The sequence below is a fragment of the Mobilicoccus sp. genome (assembly GCF_032060985.1).
Classification (GTDB): Bacteria; Actinomycetota; Actinomycetes; order Actinomycetales; family Dermatophilaceae; genus Mobilicoccus.
In genome coordinates this window covers 203,719-229,807 of sequence record NZ_DAMBGD010000002.1, presented here as the reverse complement: position 1 = coordinate 229,807, position 26,089 = coordinate 203,719, and the positions used below count along the sequence as shown (strand labels likewise).

General features: G+C 70.8%; 21 protein-coding genes. 7 read left to right on the top strand and 14 right to left on the bottom strand.

Translation table 11 applies throughout. The features are described from left to right. Nucleotides 1–30: 30 nt before the first annotated feature. A complete protein-coding gene (locus RT054_RS02770) occupies nucleotides 31–825 on the top strand; it encodes a sulfite exporter TauE/SafE family protein (RefSeq protein ID WP_313022078.1) in 795 nt (264 codons plus the stop codon). A 24-nt stretch (nucleotides 826–849) separates the two neighbouring features. Here RT054_RS02770 and RT054_RS02765 read toward each other — a convergent pair whose 3' ends face one another. Both RT054_RS02765 and RT054_RS02760 read right to left on the bottom strand, forming a co-directional pair. Further along, entirely contained in the window at nucleotides 850–1,698 is an 849-nt protein-coding gene (locus tag RT054_RS02765; protein ID WP_312719011.1) for an aminotransferase class IV, read from the bottom strand. Nucleotides 1,699–1,978: 280 nt separating this feature from the next. Continuing rightward, nucleotides 1,979–3,211, bottom strand: coding sequence for a saccharopine dehydrogenase NADP-binding domain-containing protein (locus RT054_RS02760; protein WP_313022077.1), 1,233 nt, complete (start codon nucleotides 3,209–3,211; stop codon nucleotides 1,979–1,981). A gap of 233 nt (nucleotides 3,212–3,444) precedes the next feature. Here RT054_RS02760 and RT054_RS02755 point away from each other — a divergent pair, with 233 nt between their 5' ends. Then, complete coding sequence (locus tag RT054_RS02755; RefSeq protein WP_313022076.1) at nucleotides 3,445–4,965, top strand: long-chain fatty acid--CoA ligase; 1,521 nt, start codon at nucleotides 3,445–3,447, stop codon at nucleotides 4,963–4,965. Nucleotides 4,966–5,036: 71 nt separating this feature from the next. Here RT054_RS02755 and RT054_RS02750 read toward each other — a convergent pair whose 3' ends face one another. The 4 genes from RT054_RS02750 to RT054_RS02735 form a co-directional block, all read right to left on the bottom strand. After that, nucleotides 5,037–6,020: an NADPH:quinone oxidoreductase family protein gene (locus RT054_RS02750; protein ID WP_312722323.1), complete on the bottom strand. Its 984-nt coding sequence runs from the start codon at nucleotides 6,018–6,020 to the stop codon at nucleotides 5,037–5,039. Then, nucleotides 6,017–6,955, bottom strand: coding sequence for an SDR family oxidoreductase (locus tag RT054_RS02745; protein WP_313022075.1), 939 nt, complete (start codon nucleotides 6,953–6,955; stop codon nucleotides 6,017–6,019). The genes RT054_RS02750 and RT054_RS02745 overlap by 4 nt, the downstream gene beginning before the upstream one ends. Continuing rightward, nucleotides 6,952–7,716 (bottom strand): SDR family oxidoreductase, encoded by a 765-nt coding sequence (locus RT054_RS02740; protein ID WP_312722327.1) that lies wholly within the window; start codon nucleotides 7,714–7,716, stop codon nucleotides 6,952–6,954. Before RT054_RS02740 ends, RT054_RS02745 begins: the two co-directional genes overlap by 4 nt. A gap of 130 nt (nucleotides 7,717–7,846) precedes the next feature. Further along, entirely contained in the window at nucleotides 7,847–8,992 is a 1,146-nt protein-coding gene (locus tag RT054_RS02735; RefSeq protein ID WP_313022074.1) for an acyl-CoA dehydrogenase family protein, read from the bottom strand. A gap of 131 nt (nucleotides 8,993–9,123) precedes the next feature. Between RT054_RS02735 and RT054_RS02730 the strand changes: the two genes are divergently transcribed. After that, nucleotides 9,124–9,744, top strand: coding sequence for a TetR/AcrR family transcriptional regulator (locus RT054_RS02730; protein ID WP_313022073.1), 621 nt, complete (start codon nucleotides 9,124–9,126; stop codon nucleotides 9,742–9,744). An 87-nt stretch (nucleotides 9,745–9,831) separates the two neighbouring features. Here RT054_RS02730 and lhgO read toward each other — a convergent pair whose 3' ends face one another. Genes lhgO through rfbF form a run of 5 tightly spaced genes read right to left on the bottom strand, consistent with a single transcriptional unit; the run spans nucleotide 9,832 to nucleotide 14,841 of the window. Further along, nucleotides 9,832–11,196 carry an L-2-hydroxyglutarate oxidase gene (gene lhgO / locus RT054_RS02725; protein WP_313022072.1) on the bottom strand — a complete coding sequence of 455 codons (1,365 nt, stop codon included), beginning with the start codon at nucleotides 11,194–11,196 and terminating at the stop codon, nucleotides 9,832–9,834. Between the two features lie 3 nt (nucleotides 11,197–11,199). Beyond that, nucleotides 11,200–12,498: an SAF domain-containing protein gene (locus RT054_RS02720; RefSeq protein WP_313022071.1), complete on the bottom strand. Its 1,299-nt coding sequence runs from the start codon at nucleotides 12,496–12,498 to the stop codon at nucleotides 11,200–11,202. Beyond that, nucleotides 12,495–13,040 carry a dTDP-4-dehydrorhamnose 3,5-epimerase gene (gene rfbC, locus RT054_RS02715; protein ID WP_312722336.1) on the bottom strand — a complete coding sequence of 182 codons (546 nt, stop codon included), beginning with the start codon at nucleotides 13,038–13,040 and terminating at the stop codon, nucleotides 12,495–12,497. Before rfbC ends, RT054_RS02720 begins: the two co-directional genes overlap by 4 nt. Further along, a complete protein-coding gene (locus RT054_RS02710) occupies nucleotides 13,040–14,065 on the bottom strand; it encodes an SDR family oxidoreductase (protein ID WP_312722337.1) in 1,026 nt (341 codons plus the stop codon). Before RT054_RS02710 ends, rfbC begins: the two co-directional genes overlap by 1 nt. Then, nucleotides 14,065–14,841, bottom strand: coding sequence for a glucose-1-phosphate cytidylyltransferase (gene rfbF, locus RT054_RS02705; protein WP_313022070.1), 777 nt, complete (start codon nucleotides 14,839–14,841; stop codon nucleotides 14,065–14,067). Before rfbF ends, RT054_RS02710 begins: the two co-directional genes overlap by 1 nt. Before the next feature lie 475 nt (nucleotides 14,842–15,316). Here rfbF and RT054_RS02700 point away from each other — a divergent pair, with 475 nt between their 5' ends. After that, on the top strand, nucleotides 15,317–16,303 hold the full coding sequence (locus RT054_RS02700) for a glycosyltransferase family 2 protein (RefSeq protein WP_313022069.1): 987 nt from the start codon (nucleotides 15,317–15,319) through the stop codon (nucleotides 16,301–16,303). 112 nt (nucleotides 16,304–16,415) lie between these two features. Here the strand turns inward: RT054_RS02700 and guaB are convergent, their stop codons facing one another. From guaB to shbA, 3 genes are all read right to left on the bottom strand, one after another. Further along, the gene (gene guaB / locus RT054_RS02695) at nucleotides 16,416–17,951 is read right to left on the bottom strand and encodes an IMP dehydrogenase (protein ID WP_313022068.1); all 1,536 of its coding nucleotides are present in this window, start codon (nucleotides 17,949–17,951) and stop codon (nucleotides 16,416–16,418) included. 67 nt (nucleotides 17,952–18,018) lie between these two features. Next, the gene (locus RT054_RS02690; RefSeq protein ID WP_313022067.1) at nucleotides 18,019–19,080 is read right to left on the bottom strand and encodes a hypothetical protein; all 1,062 of its coding nucleotides are present in this window, start codon (nucleotides 19,078–19,080) and stop codon (nucleotides 18,019–18,021) included. Further along, nucleotides 19,080–19,658: an RNA polymerase sigma factor ShbA gene (gene shbA, locus RT054_RS02685; RefSeq protein WP_312722573.1), complete on the bottom strand. Its 579-nt coding sequence runs from the start codon at nucleotides 19,656–19,658 to the stop codon at nucleotides 19,080–19,082. The genes RT054_RS02690 and shbA overlap by 1 nt, the downstream gene beginning before the upstream one ends. A 338-nt stretch (nucleotides 19,659–19,996) precedes the next feature. Here shbA and RT054_RS02680 point away from each other — a divergent pair, with 338 nt between their 5' ends. The 3 genes from RT054_RS02680 (at nucleotide 19,997) to nifJ (ending at nucleotide 26,089) form a co-directional block, all read left to right on the top strand. After that, nucleotides 19,997–20,284 carry a WhiB family transcriptional regulator gene (locus tag RT054_RS02680; protein WP_312722575.1) on the top strand — a complete coding sequence of 96 codons (288 nt, stop codon included), beginning with the start codon at nucleotides 19,997–19,999 and terminating at the stop codon, nucleotides 20,282–20,284. Nucleotides 20,285–20,807: 523 nt separating this feature from the next. Next, nucleotides 20,808–22,511: an NAD(P)-binding protein gene (locus tag RT054_RS02675; protein ID WP_313022065.1), complete on the top strand. Its 1,704-nt coding sequence runs from the start codon at nucleotides 20,808–20,810 to the stop codon at nucleotides 22,509–22,511. Further along, nucleotides 22,511–26,089, top strand: coding sequence for a pyruvate:ferredoxin (flavodoxin) oxidoreductase (gene nifJ, locus RT054_RS02670; protein WP_313022064.1), 3,579 nt, complete (start codon nucleotides 22,511–22,513; stop codon nucleotides 26,087–26,089). Before RT054_RS02675 ends, nifJ begins: the two co-directional genes overlap by 1 nt.

The window sequence follows — 26,089 nt, the reverse complement described above, 5'->3', positions numbered from 1 at the left end:
TCCCGTCGTCATCCTTGGCACGATGACGCTGTGAGCCTCGTCCTGCCCGTCGTCATCGGCGTGGCCGTCGGCATCGTCGTCGGGGCCCTCGGCGCCGGAGGCGGGATCCTCGCGGTGCCGGTGCTCGTGCACCTGCTCGGGCAGGAGCCGCACGACGCGGCGACGGGCTCCCTCGTCCTCGTCATCCTCACCGCGCTCACCGCGCTGCCGGCCCGCGCCCGTGCCCACGACGTGCGCTGGCGCGACGGGCTCGTGTTCGGAGTCCTCAGCATCCTCGGGTCGGTCGTCGGCTCCCGGCTCTCGGTACGCGTCGACCCGACGGTGCTCATGGCGGCGTTCACCGTCCTTCTCGTCGGGGTCGGGATCGCGATGCTGCGCCACCACGGCACCGTCGACGTCGCCGACCCCCCGCAGAGCGCCGCCGACCCCGCCGCCTCGACCGCGGTGCACCACGCCTCGTTCGCAGCGGTGGCCGGCGCGGCGACGGCGGCGGGCCTGCTCACCGGGTTCTTCGGCGTCGGAGGCGGATTCGCCGTCGTCCCCGCGCTCACGCTCGTCCTCGGCATCGGGATGCGAACGGCCTCAGGGACGTCGTTGCTCGTCATGATGCTGTCCGCGGGCGCGGCCCTCGGGGCGCGGTGGGACACGATCGCCCACGTCGACTGGCCGATCCCCCTGCTCTTCGCCGGGGCGTCGATGGTCGGGGGCCTCCTCGGGACCCGCGCCTCGCGACGCGCCGAGCCCGAGATCCTGAGCCGCGCGTTCGGCGTCCTCCTGCTCCTCGTGGCCCTCGGCAACGGCACCGCCACGCTCCTGGGTCGCTGAGGCGCCGGCAGCGGGCATCCGGGCTCAGAAGCCGATGGCCGCCCGTAGCAGGGCGGTCGCGTCCGCGGGCGGCGTGAGCGCGTGTCCGTCGAGTTCGACGACGGGCGCGAGCCCGCGCACCGAGGACACGAACCACACACCCTCGCAGGCGAGCAGCTCGGGGATCGTCACGAGCTCCTCGGCGAGGGACCACGGCAGGTCGGCCGCCCAGATCGTCCGGCGGCTGATCGAGTCGAGGATGCCCGTCGCCCCCACGGGCGTCGTCGCGAGGGTGCCTCCGCGCAGCCACAACACGGCCGAGGTCGGCCCCTCGAGGGCGTACCCGTCCGCGGAGACGAAGAGCGCATCCTCCGCGCCCCGCCGTGCGGCCTCGCGGCGGGCTGACGTGTTCACCGCATACGACAGCGTCTTCACCCCGCCGAGGAGCCACGGCGCCGCGGCGAACGCGTCGCTGGGGTAGCCGCGCGGGAGCGTCACGACCCGGATGCCCTCGCGCTGGGCGACGGTCTTCTCGTCGAGTGCCGTGAGGCTGAGGAAGGCGAGCGGCCCCTCGCCACGATGCTCCTCGCCGCGGGTGAGGACGAGCTTGAGCGCGACGTTACCGCCGGTCCATCGCTCGAGCGCGTCGCCGATGAGCTCGATCCATGCCTCGTCGTCCGGTGCCTCGATCTCCAGGGCGGTCGCCGAGCGCCGCAGGCGCGCGAGGTGGTCGTCGAGGTCGTGGACGAGCCACCCCTCCCCGTCCCAGGCGACGAGGGTCGCGTCGAAGCACCCGTCACCCCGGGTGAGTCCGACGTCGTCACCGCTCGCCACCGGCTCGGCGGCCTCCAGCACGCCCCGCCCCATGACGGCCACCACCTGATGCGAAGTCATGCGTCGAACCGTAAGCGCTGAACCGGCTCCTCACCGAACGGCCCGCGGGAGCGACGCGCCCGACGATCGCCGGACCCGCACCTCGACGCCGCCGACTCCGGCTGCGACGCCTCCACAGCCGCGGCCTCCGTCCTGGCGCCCCACCGGGCACGCGGGGTCGCAGGCGAGGATGCCGTGAGGGGGTCGTCATGGCGACCGCCCTAGGGCATCCTCGGCTGCGACGTCGCCCGGGCCGCGACGTCGAGCCCGGCCACTCGGGGTCGGGGCGAGGCCCGACGGCTCAGCGCTTGCGGGTCTCGATCGTGAAGCCCTGGGCGCGGAGACGGTCGGCGAGGACGTGACCGATTCCGGTCGCGGGGGTGAGGACGCCGGCGTGCTCGGGCAGGCGGTCGCGGTCGAGGACGAGCGCGAGCGCGGCCTCGCCGATCATGATCGCCGTGCCGTCGTAGCCAGGGTCGAAGGGTGCCGAGACCGTCGTCACGTAGTGGGCGCCCGACGTCGTCGCCGCGTGGGTCTCCATGACGAATTCGCCCTTCTGCCGGGTCTTCTCCGAGGGCCCTTCGCCGGGTGAGGGCAGCACGCGGTCGGTGAGCCGCCGCAGCCCGGGCGTGGCGAAGGCCGTCGAGAGGGCGGGCATCATCGACGCCATCGCGAGCGCCATGAGTGGGGCGGTGCGGGAGCGGCCGGTGTCGACGACCTCCCCGTACCGGAACCCGCGGCCGTAGGCCCAGTTCTGCAGCGCGTTGCTGCGGCGGACGATCTGCCCGTTGTAGGCGCCCATGAAGAAGGGCGCCGTCCAGGAGCGGGTGTCGCCGCTGCGGGCGAGCACGACCTGGCCGGTGCGGCCGCGGGCCTCGGGCTCGGCGTCGCGAGCAGGACTCAGACCGTAGGGATCGAGGACGACGCGCACCTTGTCGCGGTCGCCCTTCACCTCGTCGACCTGGCCGCGCATCGAGTCGAGCGTGCCGCCGCTGAAGCCACCGCGCATCTTGCGCACGTGCAGGGTGGTCGTGGCGAGTTCGCCCTCCCCGTCCTCGCGGGCCGCCGTCGCCGTGAGCAGTGTCGCGAGGTCGGAGGGCACGGAGTCGAATCCGCAGGAGTGGACGATGCGGGCGCCCGCTCGCCCCGCGATCTCGTGGAACTGATCGGCCGAGGCACGGACGAAGAGGGTCTCACCCGTGAGGTCGACGTAATCGGTCCCGGCCTCGGCGCAGGCGCCCACGAGCGGAAGACCGTGGCGGGCATACGGGCCGACGGTCGTGAGGACGACCCGTGCCCGCCCGGCGAGCGCGCTGAGCGAGGAGGGGTCGGAGGAGTCGGCGACGACGAGTGGCCAGTCGGCCGCCCGGGCGGGGAGCTCGCGGCGAGCGTCCACCAGGCGCTCCTCGGACCGGCCGGCGAGCCCGATCCGCACCTCCGCGGGCGCATGCCGTGCGAGGTGGGCGGCGATGAGCCGTCCCACGAAGCCCGTCGCACCGAAGACGATGACATCCAGATCACGTTGTTCATCCATGGCCGTACTCTGCCCCACCGTGATCCCGGCCATGCGTGGGGTGGATCACGTCACCGTCCACGCCCTCGCCCGCCCCGACCGTGATCCTGCCCACGTGTCGGGTCTTTTGCGCACGCCCGCCCCGCACCGTCCGGAGCGGGGAGGTCCGCGAGTCGGTCAGGGGCTCCCACCAGGGCACTCTCGGAACTACTCTTCAGTACAGCCCGAGTGCAACGACGCCCTAGGAGCCACACATGGCCAACCTCGCCGATTTCCTCACCGAGTCCGCCCGCCGCCGTCCCGACCATGTCGCCGTGCGTGAGGGCGAGGACGAACTCACCTACGCCGACCTCGACCGGCTCACCGCACTCGGTGCCGGTTGGCTTCGGTCCGAGGGCATCGCCCCGGGCGACACCGTCGTCCTCAGTCTCCCGAACATCCGCGCCTTCGTCGTCGCGTACTACGCGATCCTCAAGGCCGGGGCCGTCGTGGTCCCCATGAACCCGATGTTCCGGCCCCGCGAGATCGAGTACTACCTCACCGACTCCGGAGCCCGCCTCATCATCGGCATGACCCCGGAGGCGGAGGAGGGCGCACGCCAGGCCGGCGCCACGTGCCTCTCCCCACAGGAACTCATGGAGCGCATCCTCTCGGCCGAGCCGCTCACCGAGGTCACGCCCCGGGACGACGAGGACGCCGCGGTGATCCTCTACACCTCCGGCACGACCGGTCGCCCCAAGGGCGCCGAGCTGCGGCATCGCAACCTGCGCTCCAACGCCGCCACCGTCGTCGACACCCTCGTGCACCTGAACCCCGACGACACGATCGTCGGCTGCCTGCCCTTGTTCCACGTCTTCGGCATGACCTCGGCGATGAACGCGGCGATCGTCTCCGGCGTCACGCTCACCCTCGTGCCCCGGTTCTCCGCCGAGGAGGCCCTGCGCGTCATCGAGCGCGACAGGGCGACGGTCTTCGAGGGCGTCCCCACGATGTACGCGGCGATGCTGCAGACCGCCCGCGCGCTCGAGGGCCGCGGCGAGCCCGTACCCGACCTGTCCTCGCTGCGGGTGTGCGTCTCCGGTGGCGCGTCGCTCCCCGTCGAGGTGCTCCGTGCCTTCGAGTCCACGTTCGACGCGATGATCCTCGAGGGCTACGGCCTCTCCGAGACCTCCCCCGTCGTCTCGTTCAACCACCCCGACCGCGACCGCAAGCCCGGCTCCATCGGCACCCCGATCCGTGGCGTGGAGATGGGACTGCGCGACGCCACCGGCCGCGACATCGAAGAAGGCAGCGACGAGATCGGCGAGATCGTCATCCGCGGCGAGGGGATCATGCGTGGCTACTGGAACCGCCCCGACGCCACCGCCGAGGCCATCGACGCCGACGGGTGGTTCCGCTCCGGCGACCTCGCCCGCCGCGACGAGGACGGGTACTACTTCATCGTCGACCGTGCGAAGGACATGATCATCCGCGGCGGCTACAACGTGTACCCGCGCGAGGTCGAGGAGGTGCTCTACGAACACCCCGCCGTGATGGAGGCCGCCGTCGTCGGCGTCCCGCACGAGCACTACGGCGAGGAGATCGCGGCGTTCGTCGCGCTGCGTCCCGAGTCCGAGCTCAGCGCCGGTGACGAGGCCGCCGACGAACTCCGCGCGTTCTGCAAGGACCGTCTCGCCGGCTACAAGTACCCCCGCGTCATCAGGTTCGTCGAGGGCCTGCCCAAGGGCGCGACCGGCAAGATCCTCAAGCGCGAGCTCCCCACCGTCGAGGGCTGATCGGCCGCACCCCACCCACGACGACGCCGCCCCCACCGCCGCATGGCGGTCGGGGCGGCGTCGGGCCGGTGTCAGGGGACGAGGACGACCCGGCCCGTCGTCTCGCCGGCGCCGAGGCGGGTGAGGGCGTCGGGCAGGTCCTCGAGCGGAACGGTCTCGCTGACGAGCGGCTCGATCGTGCCCGCCTCGAGCATCCGCACGAGTTCCTGATGGCATTCGAGCAACGACATCGGGTCCTTCGAGGCGTACAGGCCCCAGTGGAGCCCGAGGATCGAGTAGTTCTTGACGAGGGCGTGATTGAGCGACGGGGAGGGGATCTCGCCCGAGGCGAACCCGACGACGACGATGCGGCCTTCGAACGCGACGCACTTGGTCGACTGCTGGTAGGCCTCGCCACCGACCGGGTCGTACACGACGTCGACGCCCTTGCCGCCGGTGATCTCCTTGACGCGCGCGATGACGTCCTCACTGCGCCGGTCGACGACCTCGTCGCAGCCGAGGCGGCGGGCGACCTCGACCTTGTCGGGTCCGCCGACGACGCCGATGACGCGCGCCCCCGCAGCCTTGCCGAGCTGGACCGCTGCGCTGCCCACCCCGCCCGCGGCGGCGTGGACGAGGAGCCACTCCCCCTCCTGGAGGTGGGCGCGACGGTGGAGTCCGAACCAGCCGGTCTGGTAGGCGATCGTGAGGCTCGCCGCGTGCTCGTCGCTGACCTTCTCGGGCACCGGCATCGCGAACAGTCCCTGCAGCAGTGCCTCCTCGGCGAAGCCCCCGTGAGGCATCGAGGCCATGCCGGCGACGCGCTGACCCACCTCGAGGTGGGTCAGGCCCTCACCGATGGCGACGACGTCGCCGCAGATCTCGACGCCGGGGACGAAGGGCAGCGGCGGCTGCACCTGGTACTGGCCTCGGATCATGAGGACGTCGGGGAAGTTCGCGGCGGTGGCACGGACGCGGACGCGGACCTCGCCGGGGCCGGGCGCGGGCGCCTCGACCTCCTCGAGGGAGAGAACGTCGGCCGGTTCGCCGAGTCGGGTGACCTGCCAGGCCTTCATCGCAGCTCCTCGGAGTCGGGGTGGGGGTGGGTCGTCGGATCGGTCGTCGAACGGGTCGTGTCGGACCCGGTCGCGGTGGACGCGGCGTCGTCGAGATGACGCTGCAGTCGCTGCATGCCCCGGACCCACCTGTCGGGGTTCTCGGCGCGGGCGCGGTAGTACTCGGCGACCCGGGGGTGGGGTAGGACGAGCATGAGGCCCTGCTCGACGGCGTCGAACAGGGCGGCGGCGACGTCCTCGGGCTGGAGGAGCCCGTCGATCGTCAGCAGGCCCTGCACCGGTCCTGCCGAGTGGTAGATGTCGGTCTCGACTCCCTGCGGAGCGAGGATGTGGACGTCGATGCCGCGGTGACCGTACGTGGCGGCGATCCACTCGGCGAACGCCACGGCCCCGTGCTTGCTGACGGAGTACGGTGCCGCGCCGAGCATCGTGAGCAGCCCGGCCGCGGAGGCCGTGACGACGAACCGCCCGCGCGGCCGTCGGGGGGCGTCGGGGTCCGTGCCTGTTCCCGCGTCCGCGTGCGGTCCTGCCTCGGTGCCCGCGCCCACCCCCGGATCGCGCTCCAGCCACCGCGGGACGAGGAGGCGGGCGGCGCGCACGTGCGCCATGACGTTGATCTCGTGGGCGAGCTGCCATGTCGCATCGGGGGTCTCGAGGCCGAGACCACCCTGGATGCCGGCGTTCCCGATCCACGTGTCGATGTCGCCGAGATGGGCGACCGCGGCGCCGACGAGGGCGGTGACGCCCTCGTCGGTGGCGAGATCGGCGACGACGGGGTGGGCCCCGAGTTCGGTCGCGGTGGCGCGGAGGCGGGCCTCGTCGACATCGCTGACCACGACCCGGGCCCCCTCGCCCACCGCACGCGCGGCGAGGGCGCGGCCGATGCCTCCGGCCGCGCCCGTGACCACGACGCGGGTGTCAGCCCACGCCGTCACCCGCTGATCGCCGATCCGTCGACGAGAGTGGCGCCGCCGTCGAGCACCATGGTGACGCCGGTGGTCCAGGCGGCGTCCTCCGAGAGGAGGTGCGCGACCGCGCCAGCGATGTCACCGGGGACACCGAGGCGCTTCATCGCGTACCCGCGGGCGGCCTTCTCCTCGCGGCCCTCGTAGAGCGCCTTGGCGAAGTCGGTCTTGACGACGGCGGGCGCGACGGCGTTGACGCGGATCGCGGGGCCGAGCTCGACGGCGAGTTCCTCGGTGAGGTGGATGAGCGCGGCCTTGCTCGCTCCGTAGAACGCGATGCCCGGGGCGGCGCGCAGACCGGCGACGGAGCCGATGTTGACGATCGCACCGCCGTGCTCGCCCATCCAGGCCGCGTGGGACTGCTGCACCCACGAGAGGGCGGCGACGACGTTGGTGTCCATGATCTTGCGGGCCATGTCGAGGTCGAGCTTCATGAGCGGCCCGTAGGCGGGGTTGATGCCCGTGTTGTTGACGAGCAGATCGAGGGAGCCGAACCGCTCGATCGCAGTGCGGACGGCCTCGCCCTGGTGCGTCGTGTCGGCGGCGTTGCCCGGCACGGCGATCGCGTGCTCCTCACCGCCGAGCTGCTCCACGGCGGCGGCGAGAGCGTCGGGCTTGCGCGCCGTGATGACGACCTTCGCCCCCTCGTCGATCAGCCGTCGGGCCACCGCGAGCCCGATCCCGCGGGAGGCACCCGTGACGATGCCGACCTTGCCTTCGAACCTGTTCATCTGCGTCCTTGGAGAGTGAGGGGTGGGGAAGGGTCATCGATGTGGTGATCGAATGCGGATCGTCGTCGATTCCGCCGGTGGTGCCGGTGTGGGGTGGGTGCGCACGGCACCCACCCCACCCGTGTGTCCGTCAGAGGCCCAGGTCGCGGCCGATGAGTTCCTTCATGATCTCGTTGCTTCCGGCCCAGATCTTGTGCACGCGGGCGTCGCGCCACGCACGGGCGACGCGGTACTCGTTCATGAAGCCGTATCCGCCGTGGAGCTGGACGCACTCGTCGAGGATCTGGCTCTGCATCTCGGCGGCCCACCACTTGGCCTTGGCCGCGTCGACGGCGGTGAGTTCGCCCTTGGCGTGGGCGACGACGCACTGGTCGAGGAACGCCTGGGTGACCTCGGCCTTGGTGACCATCTCCGCGAGCTTGAACTTGTTGTGCTGGAACGAGCCGATGGGCTGGCCGAACGCCTTGCGGTCCTTGGTGTACTGGAGCGTCTCGGCGAGGATCTGGCGAGCATTGGCGAGGCAGCCGACGGCGTCGCCGAGGCGCTCCTGCGGCAGGTGCTTCATCATCTCGATGAACCCCATACCGGGGGCGCCGAGGAGGTGGTCGTCGCCCACGCGGACGTTCTCGAAGAACAGCTCGGCGGTGTCGGACTCCTCCTGGCCCACCTTGTCGAGCTTGTTGCCCTTGGTGAAGCCCGGCGTGCCGGCCTCGAGGACGAAGAGGCTGATGCCCTTGGCGCCCTTGGTGGGGTCGGTGCGCACGGCCACGACGGCGAGGTCGCACTGGTAACCGTTGGTGATGAACGTCTTGGAGCCGTTGATGACCCACTCGTCGCCCTCGCGGACCGCGGTGGTCTTGAGCGCGGCGAGGTCGGACCCGCCGGAGGGCTCGGTCATGCCGATGGCCATGATCTTGCGCCCGGCGGCGACGTCGGGGAGCCACCGCTGCTTCTGCTCCTCGGTGCCGAGGTGCACGAGGTAGGGGGCCGTGATGTCGGCGTGGATGCCGAAACAGGAGGCGACCGCGTTGGTGAACTTCGCGACCTCCTCGCCGAGGACGGCGTTGAAACGGTAGTCGTCGACGCCGGCGCCGCCGTACTCCTCGGGGATGCTGAGTCCGAAGAAGCCCTGCTCACCGGCCTTGAGCCAGATGTCGCGCGGGATGGTCTTCTCCCGGATCATCTCCTCGGCGCGGGGGGCCAGGGTGCGCTCGACGAACTCCCGTACCGACTCGCGGAATGCTTCGTGGTCCTCGTCGTAGATGCTGCGCTGCATGCCGTCTCCTCGCTCGACTACTCTTGACTAAGCGCTTGCTCAGTGCACTCTTGTGACGAGACTCTCCGACGAGCGTGGTCGGGGTCAAGCGATCGTGCCTGTCAGGTGCACCACAACCAGGGGAGGTCGAGATGCCGAAGGACGTCGCACCCACCACTCGCGACCGCCTCAAGCTCGCCGCGGCGGAGTCGTTCGCCGACAAGGGGTTCCACGCGACCACGACGCGCGACATCGCCGCGGCGGCCGGCATGAGCCCCGCGGCGGTCTACGTGCATCACCCGAGCAAGGAGTCGCTCCTGCACGAGCTCTCGCTCGAGGGTCACGAGCAGGTGCTCGCCCTCGCCCGGGAGGCGGCGGGGTCGGCCGACTCCCCCACCGCGCGACTGCGCGCTCTCATGCACACGTGGGTGCGCCTCCACGCCGAGCTCCACACGATGTCGCGGATCGTCAACTACGAGATCGACGCCCTCACCCCCGAGCACCTCGCCGAGGTGAGCGTCGTGCGACGTGAGATCACGACGGTCTTCCGCGACGTCGTCACGGCCGGCGTCGCCACGGGCGAGTTCGCCACCGACCGCCCCAGGATGACGGTCGCCGCGCTCATCTCCCTGGGCGTCGACGTCGCCCGTTGGTGGAGCGACGAAGGCTCCTGGACCCCGGAGGCCCTCGCCGACCACCTCACCACCCTGGCCCTGCGCATGGTCGCCGCCCACCCCCTCGCACCGGAGGCGGGCGTCGACACCGGAGGCTGAGGGCTCCGGTCTCTCACACCGGAGGGGAGTGTTCGGACCTGAGGACATTCCCTCCGGTCCGAACACTCCCCTCCGGTTCGAGGCGCGTCAGGCGCGGGCCAGCACCTTGCCGGCGATGAGGTCGCCGATGGGCATGGCGCTCGTGGCCGCAGGGCTCGGGGCGTTGCACACGTGGGTCATGCGTGGGGTCTCGTAGAAGAGGAAGTCCTCGACCATCGAGCCGTCCTTGCGCACCGCCTGCGCACGGATCCCCGCGGGCTCGGGCGTGAGGTCGGCCGTCGTCAACTGCGGGCAGTACTTGCGCACGAGCTCGAGGTACCCCGGCTTGTACATGCTGTTCCACTGCTCGACGATGCCCGTCTTGAGCTGGCTCTTGGCGATCTGCCAGAACCCGGGGAACGTGACGAAGTCCCGCATGTCCTTCGCGTTCATCGACCACTTGGGATAGCCCTCGCGGGAGAAGCCCATGACGGCGTTCGGGCCGACGGTGACGCCCCCGTCCATCATCAGCGTGAGGTGCACACCGAGGAAGGGCAGGTCGGGGTCGGGCACCGGGTAGATGAGCGTGTCGACGATGTCGTTGTGCTTGGGGTCGAGCCGGTAGTACTCGCCCCGGAACGGCACCATCTGGAAGTCGACGTCGATCCCGGCCATGCGCGCGAGCCGGTCGGCCTGGATGCCGCCGCACACGACGAGCTGCCTGGCGTAGAGGGTCTGCGCCACTCCTGCCCCGCCGTGGCGCCCCGACGGCGCCCCGCCCTCGACGTCGATCCGCACCTCCGAGAGCGACTCGGTGATGTCGGTGACCTTCGTGCCCAGACGGATCGTGCCGCCGGTGGACTCGATGACCTCGGCCATCTTCTCGCACACGCGCGTGTAGTCGACGATGCCCGTGGTCTTGAGGAAGATCGCGCCGATCCCGGTGATCGCCGGCTCGCGCCGCTTGAGCTCGGCCGCGTCGATCAGTTCGACGTCGAGCTCGTTGACGAGTGCACGCTCGTAGAGGGCGTTCATGCGCTCGAGCTCGGCGTCGTTGGTCGCGACGATGAGCTTGCCCGTGTTGCGGTAGGGGATGCCGTGCTCGTCGCAGAACTGCCGCGTGCGCTGCGCCCCCTCCTTGCACAGGATCGCCTTGTGCGAGCCGGGCTTGTAGTAGATGCCCGCGTGGATGACGCCGCTGTTGTGACCGGTCTGGTGGGCCGCGACGCGGTCCTCCTTCTCGATGACGACGAGGCTCGCGCCCGGACGCTCGACGAGGAGCTTCATCGCGGTCGCGAGACCGACGATGCCACCGCCGACGACGGCGAAGTCGTACAGCTCCGGCGTCGCGTCACTCGCGCCGACACCCGCACCGGCCTGCGCCGAGACGGGTTCGACCCCGCCGTCCATCGCGGACCCGTCGAGACCGGGCCCGGCGAGGCTCGGGTCGTCCTGGGGACGGTCGTTCGCCACGACTCACACCTCCTGCGGGAAGGTCTCGTCCTGCGCCCGGCGCAGCTCGTCGCACAGGCGACCCTCGGGAACGGTGACGTCGGCGTAGGAGATCGCCTCGTCCTTCGCGATGTCGCGGGTGAGGACGCAGCCCTCGGCGAGGCCGACGGGCACGAGCCGCTCGGCCGCCGCGACCGGCGCCTTCTCACACTCGCCGTAGTACGTGTACCCGCCGAGCGCGTCGAGCCTCTCGCCCGCCTTGAGGTCCTTCTTGGCGACGGTGATGACCTCGACCTTGGGAGCCGTGAGCAGCGGCGCGATCGTCGCGTCACCGAGTAGGACGGCCCGGGCGACGGTCGTCGGCACCTCGAAGTGGCACAGGTGGTAGGGCGTGTAGAAGCTGTACAGCGGCCCCTCGCCCAGCTTGTAGAGGTTGAGGTAGTGCTGCTGCTTGGGGTCGTCGTGCGTCGCGAGGACGTACACGCCGGGGCCGGGCTTGGAGCCGACGACGTAGTCGACCGCGCCGCCCAGCTCCTTGAGCTCCTCGACGTCGTACATCGAGGTGAGCTCGTCGACGTGCCCGCGGTGGTCGCGCTGAAGGCAGCCGCGCCGGTGCACCGAGAGCCCGGCGGCGTTGGCGACGAGCGCCTGCTCGACGCTCACCTTGGTGCCGTCCGCGAAGCTCGTCACCATGTGCGGGTCCTGGCCCCACTGACGCGCGAACCCCTCCTGCGTGGTGGGGTTGCGGTAGGGGTCCTGGAGGCCCTTGATGTTGCCCGCGACCAGCGGCGTGCATCCGAGGCCGCGGACGAACCGGATGAGGTTCATCTGCACGCCCGGCTGGTCGCCGTCGCACCCGGTGTAGACGAGGCCCGCGTCGGTGAACTTCTTGTTGAGGATGACGCCGATCGTCGCGTCGACCTCGGCGTTCATGAGGACGAGGTGCTTGCGCCCTTCGAGCGTCGCAAGGGCGAGGTGTGCGCCGAACTCCACCGAACCCGTGCAGTCGACGACGCACTCGACGACGGAGCACGCGGTCATCGCCTCGTGGTTCGCCGTGACGGCGACCTGGCCCCGGCCGCCCGCGGCGTCGATGTCCTCGGCGGTCTCGACGACGACGATCTGCTCCGCAGCGATGCCGGCGTTCTCCAGCGCGGCGACGCCCTTCTCGGGGGTGCGCGCGTAGACGACGGCGACGCTCATGCCGGTCGTCGTGTTCATGATGTGGTTGATGAGGCCCCTGGCCATGAACCCCGGGCCGGCGATGCCGACCCTCACCGGGTCCTCGGCGCGCCCCTGCAGCAGGGTGTCGGTGATGATCAACGCTTGATCTCCTTACCGTCCCAGTCGGCCCACGCCTTGTCCTTGTCGCTGATGACGGTGACCTCGCCCGGCCACTCCAGCCCGAACGCGGGGTCGTCGTAGCGCTGGCCACGCTCGTGCTCGGGGCTGTAGAACCCGGACACCTGGTAGGTGACCTCGGTGTCGTCAGTCATCGTGAGGTACCCGTGGCCGCAGTACGGCGGGATCCACAGCGCGCGACGGTTCTCGGCGCTGAGCTCGACCATGACGTGCTCGCCGAACGTCGGGGAGTCCTCGCGCAGATCGAGGCAGGCATCGACGATCGTCCCGCGGGTGGCCCGCACGAGCTTGCCCTCGGCGGCGGGCGCGATCTGGCGGTGCATGCCGCGCAGCGTGCCCTTCTTGGCGTTCCAGCTCATGTTGGCCTGGGCGACGGTCGTGTCGATGCCGTGCTCGGCCATCTCCTTGGCGCAGAACGTGCGGGCGAACCCGCCACGCTCGTCACCGAAGGGGGTGAGGTCGATGATCCAGCAGCCGTCGACGGCGGTCTTCGTGAACTCCATCAGTGGTTCGCCTTCCAGAAGAGCTTGTCGTCGACCTGACCGGTCTTGAGCAGCCAGTCGATCTGCTTGAGGCGCGTGTGCCCGCGGCCCGTGAAGGTCTCGGTGTCGAGCTGGATCGCGTCGAACACCTCGTGCAGCTGCTTGGCGCCCATCGCGAGGTCCCAGTCGGCCGTGTAGCCGAGGGTGTCGGTGATCTTGTCGAAGTTGACCTTGTAGCTGCGGTTGTCGGCGCCCGGCTCCCCGAAGGAGAGCTGGCAGCCCTCGAACTCGGCGGCGACGGTCTCGGCGATCTGGCGCACGGTGTAGTTGTTGTCGTTGGAGCCCGAGTTGAAGGCCTGCGCGTGGATCTTCTCCGCGGGCGCGTCGAGCATCGTCATGATGCCCTTGCACAGGTCGAGCGCGTGCGCCATCGGCCGCCACGGAGTGCCGTCGGAGGTCATCGCGATGACGCCCGTCGTGTAGGCGAGGCCGCACAGGTTGTTGAGCACGATGTCGAACCGCTGACGCGGGCTCGCGCCGAACGCCGTCGCGTTGCGGAGCGCGACCGGGTGGAAGTCGTCGTCGGCGAGCTCCCACAGGTCCTGCTCGGTGAGGTACTTGCACTTGCCGTAGGCGGTCTGCGGGTTGACCGGGCTCGTCTCGTCGACGGTGCCGTCGGCGACGCCGTACACCGAGCAGCTCGACATGTAGACGAACCGCTCGACACCCGCGGCCTTGGCCGTCTTGGCCACGTGCGAGGAGCCGAGGTGGTTGATCTCGTAGGTGAGCGGACCGACGAGGTCACCGACCGGGTCGTTGGACAGCTCGGCCATCGCGACGACGGCGTCGACACCCTCGAAGTCGGCCTCGGTGAGGTGCCGCATGTCCTTCTCGAGGGTGAGCGCCGTGCTCGTCAGGCCGTTGTACAGCCAGCCGTTCTTGTAGAACCCGGAGTCGACCGCGACGACGTCGTGGCCGGCCTCGATGAGCATCGGGGCGAGCAGGCAGCCGAGGTATCCCTCGGTGCCGGTGACGAGGACCTTCATCAGTTCCACACCTTCCAGGGGGCCGAACCGTCGGCCCACATCTTCTCGAGCTTGTTCTTGTCGTTGAGCGTGTCCATCGGCTGCCAGAAGCCGGGGTGCTTGTACGCGTTGAGCTGCCCGGCGTGCGCGAGATTGCGCAGCGGCTCCTGCTCCCACGTGGAATCGTCGCCGTCGATGTAGTCGATGACGCCGGGCTCGCACACGAAGTAGCCGCCGTTGACCCAGGCGCCGTCTCCGTCGGGCTTCTCCTGGAACGTCTCGATCGTCGTCTCGTTCGCGCCGAGGCTGATCGCACCGAAGCGGCCGGGCGGCTGCACGACGGTCATCGTGGCGAGACGACCCGAGGCCTTGTGGAACTCGATCGTCGCCGTGATGTCGGTGTCGGAGACGCCGTCACCGTAGGTGAAGCAGAACGTCTCGTCACCGATGTAGTCGCGCACCCGACGCAGACGCCCACCGGTCATCGAGTTCAGGCCGGTGTCGACGAGCGTGACCTTCCAGTCCTCGACGTCGCGCTTGTGGATCTCGACGTCCCCCGTCGCGAGATCGAACGTCATGTCCGAGTTGCGCATCGCGTAGGTGCTGAACCACTCCTTGATGTACTCGGCCTTGTAACCGCAGCACACGATGAACTCGTCGACACCGTGGGCCGCATACTCGCTCATGATGTGCCAGAGGATCGGGCGACCGCCCACCTCGACCATCGGCTTCGGCTTGAGCGTGGTCTCCTCGCTCAACCGCGTCCCCAGTCCACCGGCAAGAATGACTGCCTTCATCTACGGGCCCCTCCCCTGGCTCGATGCCCCTTCGCGTCCGGCAGGACGTTCCCCCCAGACCACTCCATCGGCCCCCGCACGTCGTCGGCGGAAACCCCGCTCGAGGAGAGGACGGCGGTGGCACTCGGGTGCGCGCCGCGTTCGTCTGCGGCTGAACGCGAACGGTTCTCGCACCCCGCGTTCGATGTGCTCGACGTGCCCCCGCGGTGCCTCTTCCCCGGCGCCAACTATACAACCGTCCGACACCGCCGACCGGCCGACCGGGGACGAGCCCCCGCCGCCCTCCACCGCACGGCCGCCGAGCAGGCCTGCGAGCGAGCACAACTCGAAGCGGCGCCGGGCGTGGCCCTCGTATGCAACCCCGGCAGCGTGGCAGGATCGTGCGATCGGGGAGAGAGTGTGGGAGCGGGTTCAGCGACAGGGCGGTCGTGCGGCCGACTCGTCCTGAGTCCGGCTGCCGCAGCCAGGAGGACGCATGCCCACGCTGACCGTCGTGGTCCCGACGTATCGCCGGCTCGGGTATCTCACCGAGGCCCTCGCCTCGGTGCGTGCCCAGACGCTCACCGACATCGAGGTCCTGGTCTGCGACAACGCGGACGATCCTGCGACGAGGCGGCTCGTGACGGAGCTCGGCGACCCCCGCGTCGTGTACGTCCCACGGCCCCGCGACCTCGGGCTCGCCCGCAACGCCCTCCTCGGACTCGCCTCGGCCGCCTCCCCCCTCGTGACGAAGCTCGACGACGACGACGCGATGGAGCCCCGCACGCTCGCGCTGCTCGCCGCCGCCTTCGCCCGGCATCCACGCATCGACGTCGCGTTCGGCCGGTTGCGGCTCGTCGACCACGACGGGAACGACCTCGCGGCCCGCACGAGCGCCCTCGACCGGCACAGCGGCCGCGCGCTCATGCCCGAGGGGCTCGTGCACGGCCTCGACGCCGTCATCGGCTCCGGAGCGATGAACCTCGCGTGCGCGGTGTTCCGTCGCGAGATCCTCGACGATCCGGTACCGGACGCGGTGAGCACGGCCTACGACCTGCACCTCCTGCTGCGTCTCGCCGCTCGGGGCGCTCCCGGCTGGTACGCCCCGGGGGCGGTGACGCGGTATCGCCTGCACCCGGACAGCGACACGAACACCGGCGCCGTCCGTCAGGGTCTCGGCGCGTTGGCCGCCTACGACCTCGCCGAACGGGAGGCCCGACACGATCTTCGACGCCGGCCCGACCTCCTCGCCACCGCTCGCACCCACGTGGCCGTGAGGACGGCGCGCGGCCTCATCCGGGCCGGGGAGACGGGACGGGCGCGGCAGGTCCTCCTCCAGGACCTTCGTCACCACCCCACGGCCGCGGCGGCGCGGCTCACCCTCGGCACGTTCGCCCCGTCGTCGCTCGCGGCGAGGGTGAGTCGTGCCCGAGGCGCCGCCTGGGAACGCAGGGAGGCGGCGCACGACCTCACCGATGCCTGACCGGCCCGGCCCCGCCGACGCGGGTCCGGGCACCGTCACCGGCCGTCACGAGACGGGTCGTCGGCACCGCCGGTGCGCCGGTCGAGGAGACGCGCACGCCGGGTGCGACGGCTCAGGAGCGACCGGCGTAGTTCGGGGCCTCGACGGTCATCTGGATGTCGTGCGGGTGGCTCTCCTTGAGCCCCGCGGCGGTGATGCGGACGAACCGTCCGCGCCGTTGCAGCTCGGGGATCGTGGGGGCCCCGACGTAGAACATCGACTGCCGCAGACCGCCGATGAGCTGGTAGGCGACCGCACCGAGGGGGCCGCGGTAGGCGACCTGCCCCTCGATGCCCTCGGGGACGACCTTGTCGTCGTCGGAGACGTCGCCCTGGAAATAGCGGTCCTTGCTGTAGGACTTCCCCCGTCCGCGCGTCTGCATCGCGCCGAGCGACCCCATCCCGCGGTAGCGCTTGAACTGCTTGCCGTTGACGAACACGAGCTCACCGGGGCTCTCCTCGCACCCGGCGAGGAGCGACCCGAGCATGACCGTGTCGGCGCCCGCGACGAGTGCCTTGGCGATGTCGCCGGAGTACTGCAGACCCCCGTCGCCGATGACCGGCACACCGGCCGGGCGCGCCGCGAGTGCGGCGTCGTAGATCGCGGTGACCTGCGGGACGCCGATGCCCGCGACGACCCGGGTCGTGCAGATCGACCCCGGACCCACACCGACCTTGATGCCGTCGGCGCCGGCGTCGACGAGGGCCTGCGCGCCCTCACGGGTGGCGACGTTGCCGCCGACGATGTCGATGTCGCGGAACGCCGGATCGGACTTGAGCCGCCGGATCATGTCGGTGACGCCGCGGGCGTGTCCGTTCGCGGTGTCGACGATGAGCAGGTCGACCCCCGCGTCTGCCAGCGCGCCGGCGCGGTCGAACGAGTCGCCCCAGAACCCGACCGCCGCGCCCACACGCAGTCGGCCGGCGTCGTCCTTGGTCGCGTAGGGGTACTTCTCGGTCTTGGTGAAGTCCTTGACCGTGAACAGGCCCCGCAGACGACCGCGCTCGTCGACCAGCGGCAACTTCTCGATCTTGTTCTTGGCGAGCAGCGCGAGCGCCTCGTCCTTGTCGACCCCCACGGAGGCCGTGACGAGGGGCATGGGGGTCATGACCTCGCGTACCCGACGCGAGAAGTCGGACTCGAAGCGCAGGTCACGGTTGGTGATGATGCCGAGGAGCGTGCCGTCGGCGTCGACCACGGGCAGCCCCGAGATGCGGAACTGGCCGCAGACCTCGTCCACCTCGGCGAGCGTGGCGTCGGGGGAGGTGGTGATCGGGTCGGAGATCATGCCGTTCTCACTGCGCTTGACCACGTCGACCTGGTGCGCCTGATCCTCGATCGAGAGGTTGCGGTGCAGGATTCCCAAGCCGCCCTGACGGGCCATGGCGATCGCCATCCGCGCCTCGGTGACCGTGTCCATCGCCGCCGACAGCATCGGCATGGCGACCTCGATGCGACGACTGACGCGACTGCTCGTGTCGGCCTCGCTGGGGATGACCTCGGTCTCTCCCGGAAGGAGGAGGACGTCGTCGAAGGTCAGCCCGAGCCGGGCGAACGGGGCCGGCACCTCGCCGGAGTGGAAGGGTCCGTCCTGATGCGCGTCGCTCATGGCCGAAGTGTACGCGGCGGCCTTGCGGGGTCCGGTCGCCGACCGCGGCGCGAGGCCGCGCCGCAGGTCAGCGCGCCGAGGAGGCGGTGGCGCCGGCGTGACTCGTCGCCGAGGACGTCGCAGACGCCGTGCGTGTCGACGTCGGCGTCCCCGCGGTGGCACCGGCGGAACCACCGGTGGCCGAGGGGCTGATGTGCGGGCTCTTGGCCGGTGACGTGCTGGTGCTCGTGCCCGTTCCGGCCGACTGCCCGCCACCGGCGTTCCCGACCCCGGGCGTCGTGGTGGGCACCGGCTGCGCCGTCTCCGGCGTCGTGGGGTGATCCGTGTCGGGCGCGGGCTTGGCGGTGGGCTTGTCCGTGGTCTTGTCGCCGGTCTTGTCGGGCGTCGTGGGCGCCGTGGAGACGGGCGCGCTCGCCGTGGGTCCGGTCGTGGCCGGCGCCGGCAGGGTCGTCGACGGTGAGGTCGGGTCGATCTTGGCGGTCGCCGTGGTCGCGGTGACCTCCTTCTTGATCGGGGAGGCCACGCCCGTGCGCGGCTCCTCGACGTCGATGCGCTCGGCGAGCGCCTCCACCTGCTGCGTGATCTGCGGGCTGGCAGGATCGCTCGGCATGACCCGGCGCAGCACGTCGATCATCCCCCGCGCACGGGGGTAGTCGCGGTTGTCCACGGCCTCCTCGATGCTGTCCACGACCTGGGGGAGGGCCGCGGCCGGGGCGGCCGCCGCGGTCTGTGTGACGGTGGGCTCGACCCGCACCATCTTGGCGGCCACCTTGGCCACGGCCTCGCGGACCGGGACGATGTCACCGTTGGTGAGTGCGGCGGCGACGCCACCGCCGGAGACGGTGAGCGCGAGCGCGCCGAGCACACCGACCGCGCGAGCGCGACGCACCTGGACCACCTTGACGCGCGGAGTCGCCTCACCCAGACCGGGGACGCGACGCAGCCCGAGGGGACCGACGTCGGCGGCGTGCTCACGCTCGTCGGCGTCGATCTCGGCGGTCCAGGCGGCGAGCATGGCCGTCACCGAGTCGTTCTCGACGGAGGCGTCGTCGACGACCCGCCTCGACCCCAATCGGTCGAGCAGCTCGTCGTCGTCGCGGATCGGCCCGAAATCGAGTCCCGCGGACATCACGAATCCCCCTGGCGCTTGTTGAACATCTCCCGAAGCCGGGTCAGCGCGCGGTGCTGCGCGACCCGGACGGCCCCCGCCGTCATGCCGAGGGACGTGGCCGTCTCCTCGGCGGACAGCCCGACCGCGACGCGGAGCGTGAGGAGCTCGCGCTGGTGGTCGGGCAACTGCTGCATCAGCGCCCACGCCTCGTCGGCCTGGGAACCGGCCACGACGAGTTCTTCCGGCCCCGCCTCGAGATCGGGGCGGTCGGGCATCCCGTCGGTGGGTACCGGCTGGCGGAACATCGCCCGCTGCACGTCGGCCACCTTGCGGGCACAGATCGAATACACGTACGCCTCGAACGGGACGCCGCGCTCGTCGTACCGCGACAACGATGTGAGCACCGCAATACACACCTCCTGCGCTGCATCCTCGGCGGCGCCCGCTGCGTGCGAGAACCGCCCCAACCGGGCTCGGGCATAGCGGAAGGCCCGCTCGCGCACGGCGAGCATGAGTCCCTCCAACGCCGCGGTGTCCCCGGCCATGGCCGACTGGGCCAGATCCGCCAGGGGTGATGCGGCGTTCATGGAGGACATCGCCTCGGAACGGTCGTTCGTTACGTCGCCGACGCCCGCATTCGCAGACGTCACGGGCCGCATCGGAACGGTCATTCCAGCTCCTCCTCGTCAGGCCCGGACCCATGGGTGTACGGCGGGCCCCTCCCCCATCATCGTCCACCCCGGGCCCTGTCGGAGTGGGAAGACCCGAGCAATCGGACGACTCGGACACATCGGCGGTTTGAACCCCGGAGTAACGGGTATCGGGGTGTGACGCGCCCATCGGGGTTTCGACACGACACCCCGTCCCGAGAGTGCCCCATCGACGACGATGCGGCAACCCGGAGGGCTGACCCTCGGCACACCAGGAGGACCTCATGGCGGAGATCTCCCGCCTCCCCGGCCCGCAGGCCGACCTCTGGGAATGGCAGTACCAGGGCGCCTGCCGTGACACCGGCCCGGAGACGTTCTTCCACCCCGAGGGCGAGCGCGGGTCGCGTCGTCGGTCCCGCGACGCCGCCGCCAAGCTCGTGTGCGCCGGCTGCCCCGTCCTGCTGGAGTGCCGTGAGCACGCCCTCGCCGTCCGCGAACCGTACGGCGTGTGGGGCGGAATGACCGAGGACGAGCGCGAAGCCCACTACGCCGCGGCCGAACTCGCCTGCTGAACCGCACCGGTCACCGACGGCCTCGTGCGGGGCCCTGATCCGGCCGCTGCGTGATCTCCCGCTGCACTGGGCTCCCGCGCCGGGCTCACCGCGTCAGGCTCGCAGCGGCGGTGCCCACCGGCGGCCTATCGTGGCGCCGGCACGAGAGGTGTCATGGGTGACGTGCCAGGCGTGACGTGTGACGACGAGAGGTGTCACGACGAGAGGTGTCACGACCGGACGTGAGACACGCGGTCCGAGGGCCCACGTCGGCGTGCACCGGGCACGTGCCCCTCTCGCACCTGGACTCTGCGAGGCGCTGCGCCGCGCCTCTGCGCCACCTGCGGGTCGCCGACCCGCACCGATCGCCGCACCCTCACCGCCACGCCCGCCGTCTGCTTCGGACGTTCGGCGGTCCGCCGAGGGGCGGTGACATTTGTGTCGGCGCAGGGCGCGGAAAACGGTATGGGCCGGAGTCGACGCCTGGAGCACCCGATCCGCCTAACCTGAACGGGACACCGTTGTCGGACGAGAGGGAGCTGCCGTGAACAGCGACCGCAGGGACATGACAAGCCTTCCCGATCTCGCCGAGGGGACGGGACGTGTGGGACCCGTCCGCTCGCGGATGCCCGTCTACGTCGACCTCCTCCCGCCGTGCAACGCGGCGTGTCCGGCCGGGGAGAACATCCAGGAGTGGCTGCGCCTCATCAAGGCCGGTGACGCCGAGTCCGCGTGGCGTCAGCTCACCGCCGACAACCCGTTCCCGGCCATCCACGGCCGGGTCTGCTACCACCCGTGCGAGACGAGCTGCAACCGCGCCGAACTCGATTCCGCGGTCTCGATCCACAGCGTCGAACGGCACCTCGGGGACCTCGCCCTCGAACACGGCTGGGCCTTCGAGAAGCCCCGGCTCCGCACGGGTCGCCGGGTCCTCGTCGTCGGCGCCGGCCCCTCCGGCCTGTCGGCCGCCTACCACCTCGCCCGCCTCGGGCACGACGTCGAGATCCGTGACGGTGGCAGCGAACCCGGCGGCATGATGCGCTACGGCATCCCCGAGTACCGACTTCCCCGCAACATCCTCGACGCCGAGATCGCGCGCCTCGTCGACCTCGGGGTCCGCATCGTCACCGACTACACGGTCACCGACCTCGTCGCCGAGCAGCGGGCCGAGGGATTCGACGCGGTGTTCGTCGCCATCGGCGCCCACCTGTCGAAGCGCGTCGACATCCCTGCGCGCGACGCGGGCAAGATCGTCGACGCCGTCAGTTTCCTCCGCGACGTCGCCGGCGGCGGGCGCCCCGTGCTCGGGCGTCGGGTCGCGGTCTACGGCGGCGGCAACACCGCCATGGACGCCGCGCGCGTCGCCCGGCGTCTCGGCGTCGACGAGGCGATGGTCGTGTACCGCCGCACCGCCGCCCAGATGCCGGCGCATCTGGAGGAACGGGAGGACGCCGAGCGCGAGGGCGTCACGATGAACTGGCTGCGGACGATCACCGAGGTCGACGACGAGCTCACCGTCGAGATCATGGAACTCGACGAGGCCGGACGCCCGCGCGGCACCGGCCGGTTCGAGAAGCTCGCCGCCGACACCGTCATCCTCGCCCTCGGGCAGGAGGCCGACACCGCCTTCCTCCACGGCGTCCCGGGGTTGAACTTCGACGGCGACGTCGTGCGCGTCGACCCCTCGACCCTCATGACCGACGTGCCCGGCCTGTTCGCGGGCGGCGACGCCGTGCCCAGCGAACGCACCGTCACGGTCGGCGTCGGCCACGGCAAGCGGGCGGCCCGCAACATCGACGCCTGGCTCAACTCCGGCGTCGACATGCGGCCGCCCAAGCACCCGGTCGTCGGGTTCGACGACCTCCACCTGTGGTACTTCGGCGACTACGCCCGCCGCCAGCACGTCGAGCTCGACCCGGAGGAGCGCATCGCCGCGTTCGAGGAGGTCGTCAGCGGCCTCGACGCCGAGGCGGCGATGGTCGAGGCCGCCCGGTGCCTCTCGTGCGGCAACTGCTTCGAGTGCGACGGCTGCCTCGGTTCCTGCCCGGAGGACGCGGTCATCAAGCTCGGCCGCGGCCACCGGTACCGCTTCGACTACGCCAAGTGCACGGGCTGCGGCACGTGCTACGACCAGTGCCCCGTCCACGCCATCGACATGGTGGCCGAGGGGCGACCCGACATTCCGCTCACCGGCCCGGCCCAGGGCTCGGAGAAGGCCGACGACGTCCGCCTGGGAGGGCTCCTCTGATGAAGGCCATCATCGACGGCAACGAAGCCGCCGCCTCGGTCGCGTACCGCCTCAACGAACTCTGCAGCATCTACCCCATCACCCCGAGCTCGACGATGGCCGAACTCGCCGACGAGTGGGCCGCCCACGGACGCCCGAACGTGTGGGGCACGGTGCCCTCGGTCATGGAGATGCAGTCCGAGGGCGGCGCCGCGGGCGCCACGCACGGCGCCCTCCAGGCCGGGGCCCTCAGCACGACGTTCACGGCCAGCCAAGGCCTGCTCCTCATGATCCCCAACATGTACAAGATCGCCGGTGAGCTCACGAGCGCGACGATCCACGTCGCCGCCCGCTCCCTCGCCACCCAAGGGCTGTCGATCTTCGGAGACCACCAGGACGTCATGGCCGTGCGGCAGACGGGGTGGGCCCTGCTCGCGAGCGCCTCGGTGCAGGAGGCGCACGACATGGCGGCGATCTCCCAGCTCGCCTCGCTCACCTCCCGCATCCCGTTCGTCCACTTCTTCGACGGGTTCCGCACGAGCCACGAGCTCAACACCCTCGAGATGCTCTCCGACGACGACCTGCGGGCCTTCGTGCCCGCCGAGCTCGTGCGCGCCCACCGCGACCGGGCCCTCTCCCCCGCCAACCCGTTCATCCGTGGCACGGCGCAGAACCCCGACACCTACTTCCAGTCCCGCGAGACCTCCAACCGGTACTACCTCGCGGTGCCCGGCGTCGTCCAGGAGGCGATGGACTCCTTCGCCGACCTCACCGGACGCGGCTACCACCTCGTCGACTACCGCGGCGCACCCGACGCGACCCACGTCGTCGTCGTCATGGGCTCGGGCGCCGAGGTCGTCGGCGGAGTCGTCGACCACGAGGTCGCCCAGGGCGCGAAGATCGGGATGCTCCAGGTGCGCCTGTACCGCCCCTTCCCCGCCGAGGAACTCCTCGCGGCGCTGCCCGAGAGCGTCACGCACGTCGCCGTCCTCGATCGCACGAAGGAACCCGGGGCCGGGGGCGAACCACTGTTCCTCGACGTGTCCTCCGCGCTCGGTGAGGCCTACGCCCGCGGCACCCGGCCCCGCATGCCCGTCGTCATCGGCGGTCGCTACGGCCTCTCGAGCAAGAACTTCACGCCCGCACAGGCCAAGGCCGTGTTCACCGAACTCGCCGGGGAATCCCCACGACCCCGGTTCACCGTCGGCATCACCGACGACGTCACGCACCTGTCGCTGCCGGTCGGCGAGGAGTTCTCCGTGCTTCCCGAGGGCACGGTCGGCGCGGTGTTCTACGGCCTGGGCTCCGACGGCACGGTCGGCGCCAACAAGAACACGATCAAGATCATCGGCCATCGCCCCGACACCTTCGCGCAGGGCTACTTCGTCTACGACTCCAAGAAGTCCGGCTCACGTACGGTGTCGCACCTGAGGTTCGGTCCGGGGCCGATCGAGGCGCCCTACCTCATCTCGGCGGCGACCTTCGTCGGATGCCACCACATGTCGATCCTCGAACGCGTCGACGTGCTCGAGTTCGCCGCGCCGGGAGCGACGCTGTTGCTCAACAGCCCCTACGGCCCGGACGAACTGTGGGCGCACCTGCCGCGCTCCCTCCAGCAGGGCATCCTCGACAAGGGGCTGCGCCTCTACACGATCGACGCGACCGCCGTCGCCCGCGTCGTCGGTCTCGGCAACCGCACGAACACCATCCTGCAGACGTGCTTCTTCGCGATCTCCGGGGTCATGCCGCGCGACGAGGCGATCACGGCGGTCAAGGAGGCGATCCGCAAGACGTACGGCCGTCGCGGCGCCGAGGTCGTCCAGAAGAACGAGGCCGCCGTCGACGCGTCGGTCTCCCGCCTCCACGAGGTCGAGATCCCCGGCGTCGCCGACGCCACGACGGACCTGCTCGCCCCGGTCCCGGACCACGCGCCGGAATTCGTCCGCGCCGTCACCGCCGAGATGCTCGCAGGTCGGGGCGACGCGCTGCCCGTGAGCGCCCTGCCGGACGACGGCACGTACCCCAGCGGCACGACGAGCTACGAGAAGCGCAACATCTCCGAGATCATCGCCGTCTGGGACCCCGACTCCTGCATCCAGTGCGGCAACTGCTCGATGGTGTGCCCGCACGCCGTCATCCGCACCAAGCGCTACCGCAGCCCTCGGCTCGAGGGGGCGCCGGAGGGCTTCGAGCACATGCCCCTCAATGCCGCCGGCATCCCCGGGGAGAAGTACACGCTCCAGATCTACGCCGAGGACTGCACGGGCTGCGGTCTGTGCGTCGAGGCCTGCCCGGTGCACCCGGTCGGCCAGCCGCACCGCAAGGCCATCAACCTGGAACCGGTCCGGGAACGGGAGGAGCCGAAGCGCAACGTCGCGTTCTTCGAGACGATCCCGGTCAACAACCGCACCAAGGTCGACTTCGGCACGGTGCGCGGCATCCAGTACCTCGAGCCGCTGTTCGAGTTCTCCGGCGCTTGCGCCGGGTGCGGCGAGACCCCGTACCTCAAGCTGCTCACCCAGTTGTTCGGCGACCGCGCGATGATCGCCAATGCGACGGGCTGCAGCTCGATCTACGGCGGCAACCTGCCCACGACGCCGTGGACCAAGAACGCCGACGGGCGAGGACCGGCGTGGAGCAACTCCCTCTTCGAGGACAACGCGGAGTTCGGCCTCGGCATGCGGCTGGCGGCCGATCTCCAGGCCGAGCTCGCCCGCACCCGTCTCACCGGCCTGCGTGACGTCATCGGGCCCGACCTCGTCGACGCGATCCTCGAGGCGCCACAGGCGCGGGAGTCGGAGATCCAGGCCCAGCAGGCCCGGGTCACGTCCCTGCGCGCTCGCCTCGACGAGCTCGACGGACAGGTCGAGGCCGCGACGCTGGACGACATGCGCAACGTCGTCGACCACCTCGTGCGGCGCTCGGTGTGGATCGTCGGCGGCGACGGCTGGGCCTACGACATCGGCTCCGGCGGCCTCGACCACGTCCTCGCGAGCGGACGCGACGTCAACGTCCTCGTCATGGACACCGAGGTCTACTCCAACACCGGAGGACAGTCGAGCAAGTCGACCCCGCTCGGGGCCGTGGCCAAGTTCGCCGCCGCGGGCAAGACAACGAACAAGAAGGACCTCGCCCTGCAGGCCACGGCCTACGGGCACGTGTACGTCGCCCGCATCGCGATGGGAGCCGACCCGCAGCAGACGCTCAAGGCCTTCCGCGAGGCCGAGCGGTACGAGGGACCGAGCCTCATCATCGCCTACAGCCACTGCATCGCCCATGGCATCGACATGCGCAAGGGTCTCGACCAGCAGTACCGGGCCGTGAACTCCGGGCACTGGCCGCTCATGCGGTTCAACCCGATCCTGCGGATGCGCGGGCAGAACCCGTTCCTCCTCGACAGCCCGCGGCCCCGCATCGCGCTCAAGGACTACCACCAGAACGAGCTGCGGTTCAGGATGCTCGCCGGGGCGGACCCCGCGGAGGCCGAACGCCTCCTCGAACTCGGCCAGGAACAGGTGCTGCGCCGGTGGCAGGACTACGAACAGATGGCGACCCGCGCCGCGGAGTACTTCGCCGCCGACGCACGAAGGGATGCCTGA

Bases quoted from the DNA above. Each gene is read 5' to 3' on its own strand.
- RT054_RS02690 (WP_313022067.1), bottom strand. From the start codon at position 19,080: ATGTCCGCGGGACTCGATTTCGGGCCGATCCGCGACGACGACGAGCTG.
- RT054_RS02760 (WP_313022077.1), bottom strand. From the start codon at position 3,211: ATGGATGAACAACGTGATCTGGATGTCATCGTCTTCGGTGCGACGGGC.
- RT054_RS02710 (WP_312722337.1), bottom strand. From the start codon at position 14,065: ATGAAGGTCCTCGTCACCGGCACCGAGGGATACCTCGGCTGCCTGCTC.
- RT054_RS02730 (WP_313022073.1), top strand. From the start codon at position 9,124: ATGCCGAAGGACGTCGCACCCACCACTCGCGACCGCCTCAAGCTCGCC.
- RT054_RS02750 (WP_312722323.1), bottom strand. From the start codon at position 6,020: ATGAAGGCCTGGCAGGTCACCCGACTCGGCGAACCGGCCGACGTTCTC.
- RT054_RS02700 (WP_313022069.1), top strand. From the start codon at position 15,317: ATGCCCACGCTGACCGTCGTGGTCCCGACGTATCGCCGGCTCGGGTAT.
- RT054_RS02735 (WP_313022074.1), bottom strand. From the start codon at position 8,992: ATGCAGCGCAGCATCTACGACGAGGACCACGAAGCATTCCGCGAGTCG.
- RT054_RS02765 (WP_312719011.1), bottom strand. From the start codon at position 1,698: ATGACTTCGCATCAGGTGGTGGCCGTCATGGGGCGGGGCGTGCTGGAG.
- rfbF (WP_313022070.1), bottom strand. From the start codon at position 14,841: ATGAAGGCAGTCATTCTTGCCGGTGGACTGGGGACGCGGTTGAGCGAG.
- RT054_RS02755 (WP_313022076.1), top strand. From the start codon at position 3,445: ATGGCCAACCTCGCCGATTTCCTCACCGAGTCCGCCCGCCGCCGTCCC.
- nifJ (WP_313022064.1), top strand. From the start codon at position 22,511: ATGAAGGCCATCATCGACGGCAACGAAGCCGCCGCCTCGGTCGCGTAC.
- shbA (WP_312722573.1), bottom strand. From the start codon at position 19,658: ATGTCCTCCATGAACGCCGCATCACCCCTGGCGGATCTGGCCCAGTCG.
- RT054_RS02740 (WP_312722327.1), bottom strand. From the start codon at position 7,716: ATGAACAGGTTCGAAGGCAAGGTCGGCATCGTCACGGGTGCCTCCCGC.
- guaB (WP_313022068.1), bottom strand. From the start codon at position 17,951: ATGAGCGACGCGCATCAGGACGGACCCTTCCACTCCGGCGAGGTGCCG.
- rfbC (WP_312722336.1), bottom strand. From the start codon at position 13,040: ATGGAGTTCACGAAGACCGCCGTCGACGGCTGCTGGATCATCGACCTC.
- RT054_RS02680 (WP_312722575.1), top strand. From the start codon at position 19,997: ATGGCGGAGATCTCCCGCCTCCCCGGCCCGCAGGCCGACCTCTGGGAA.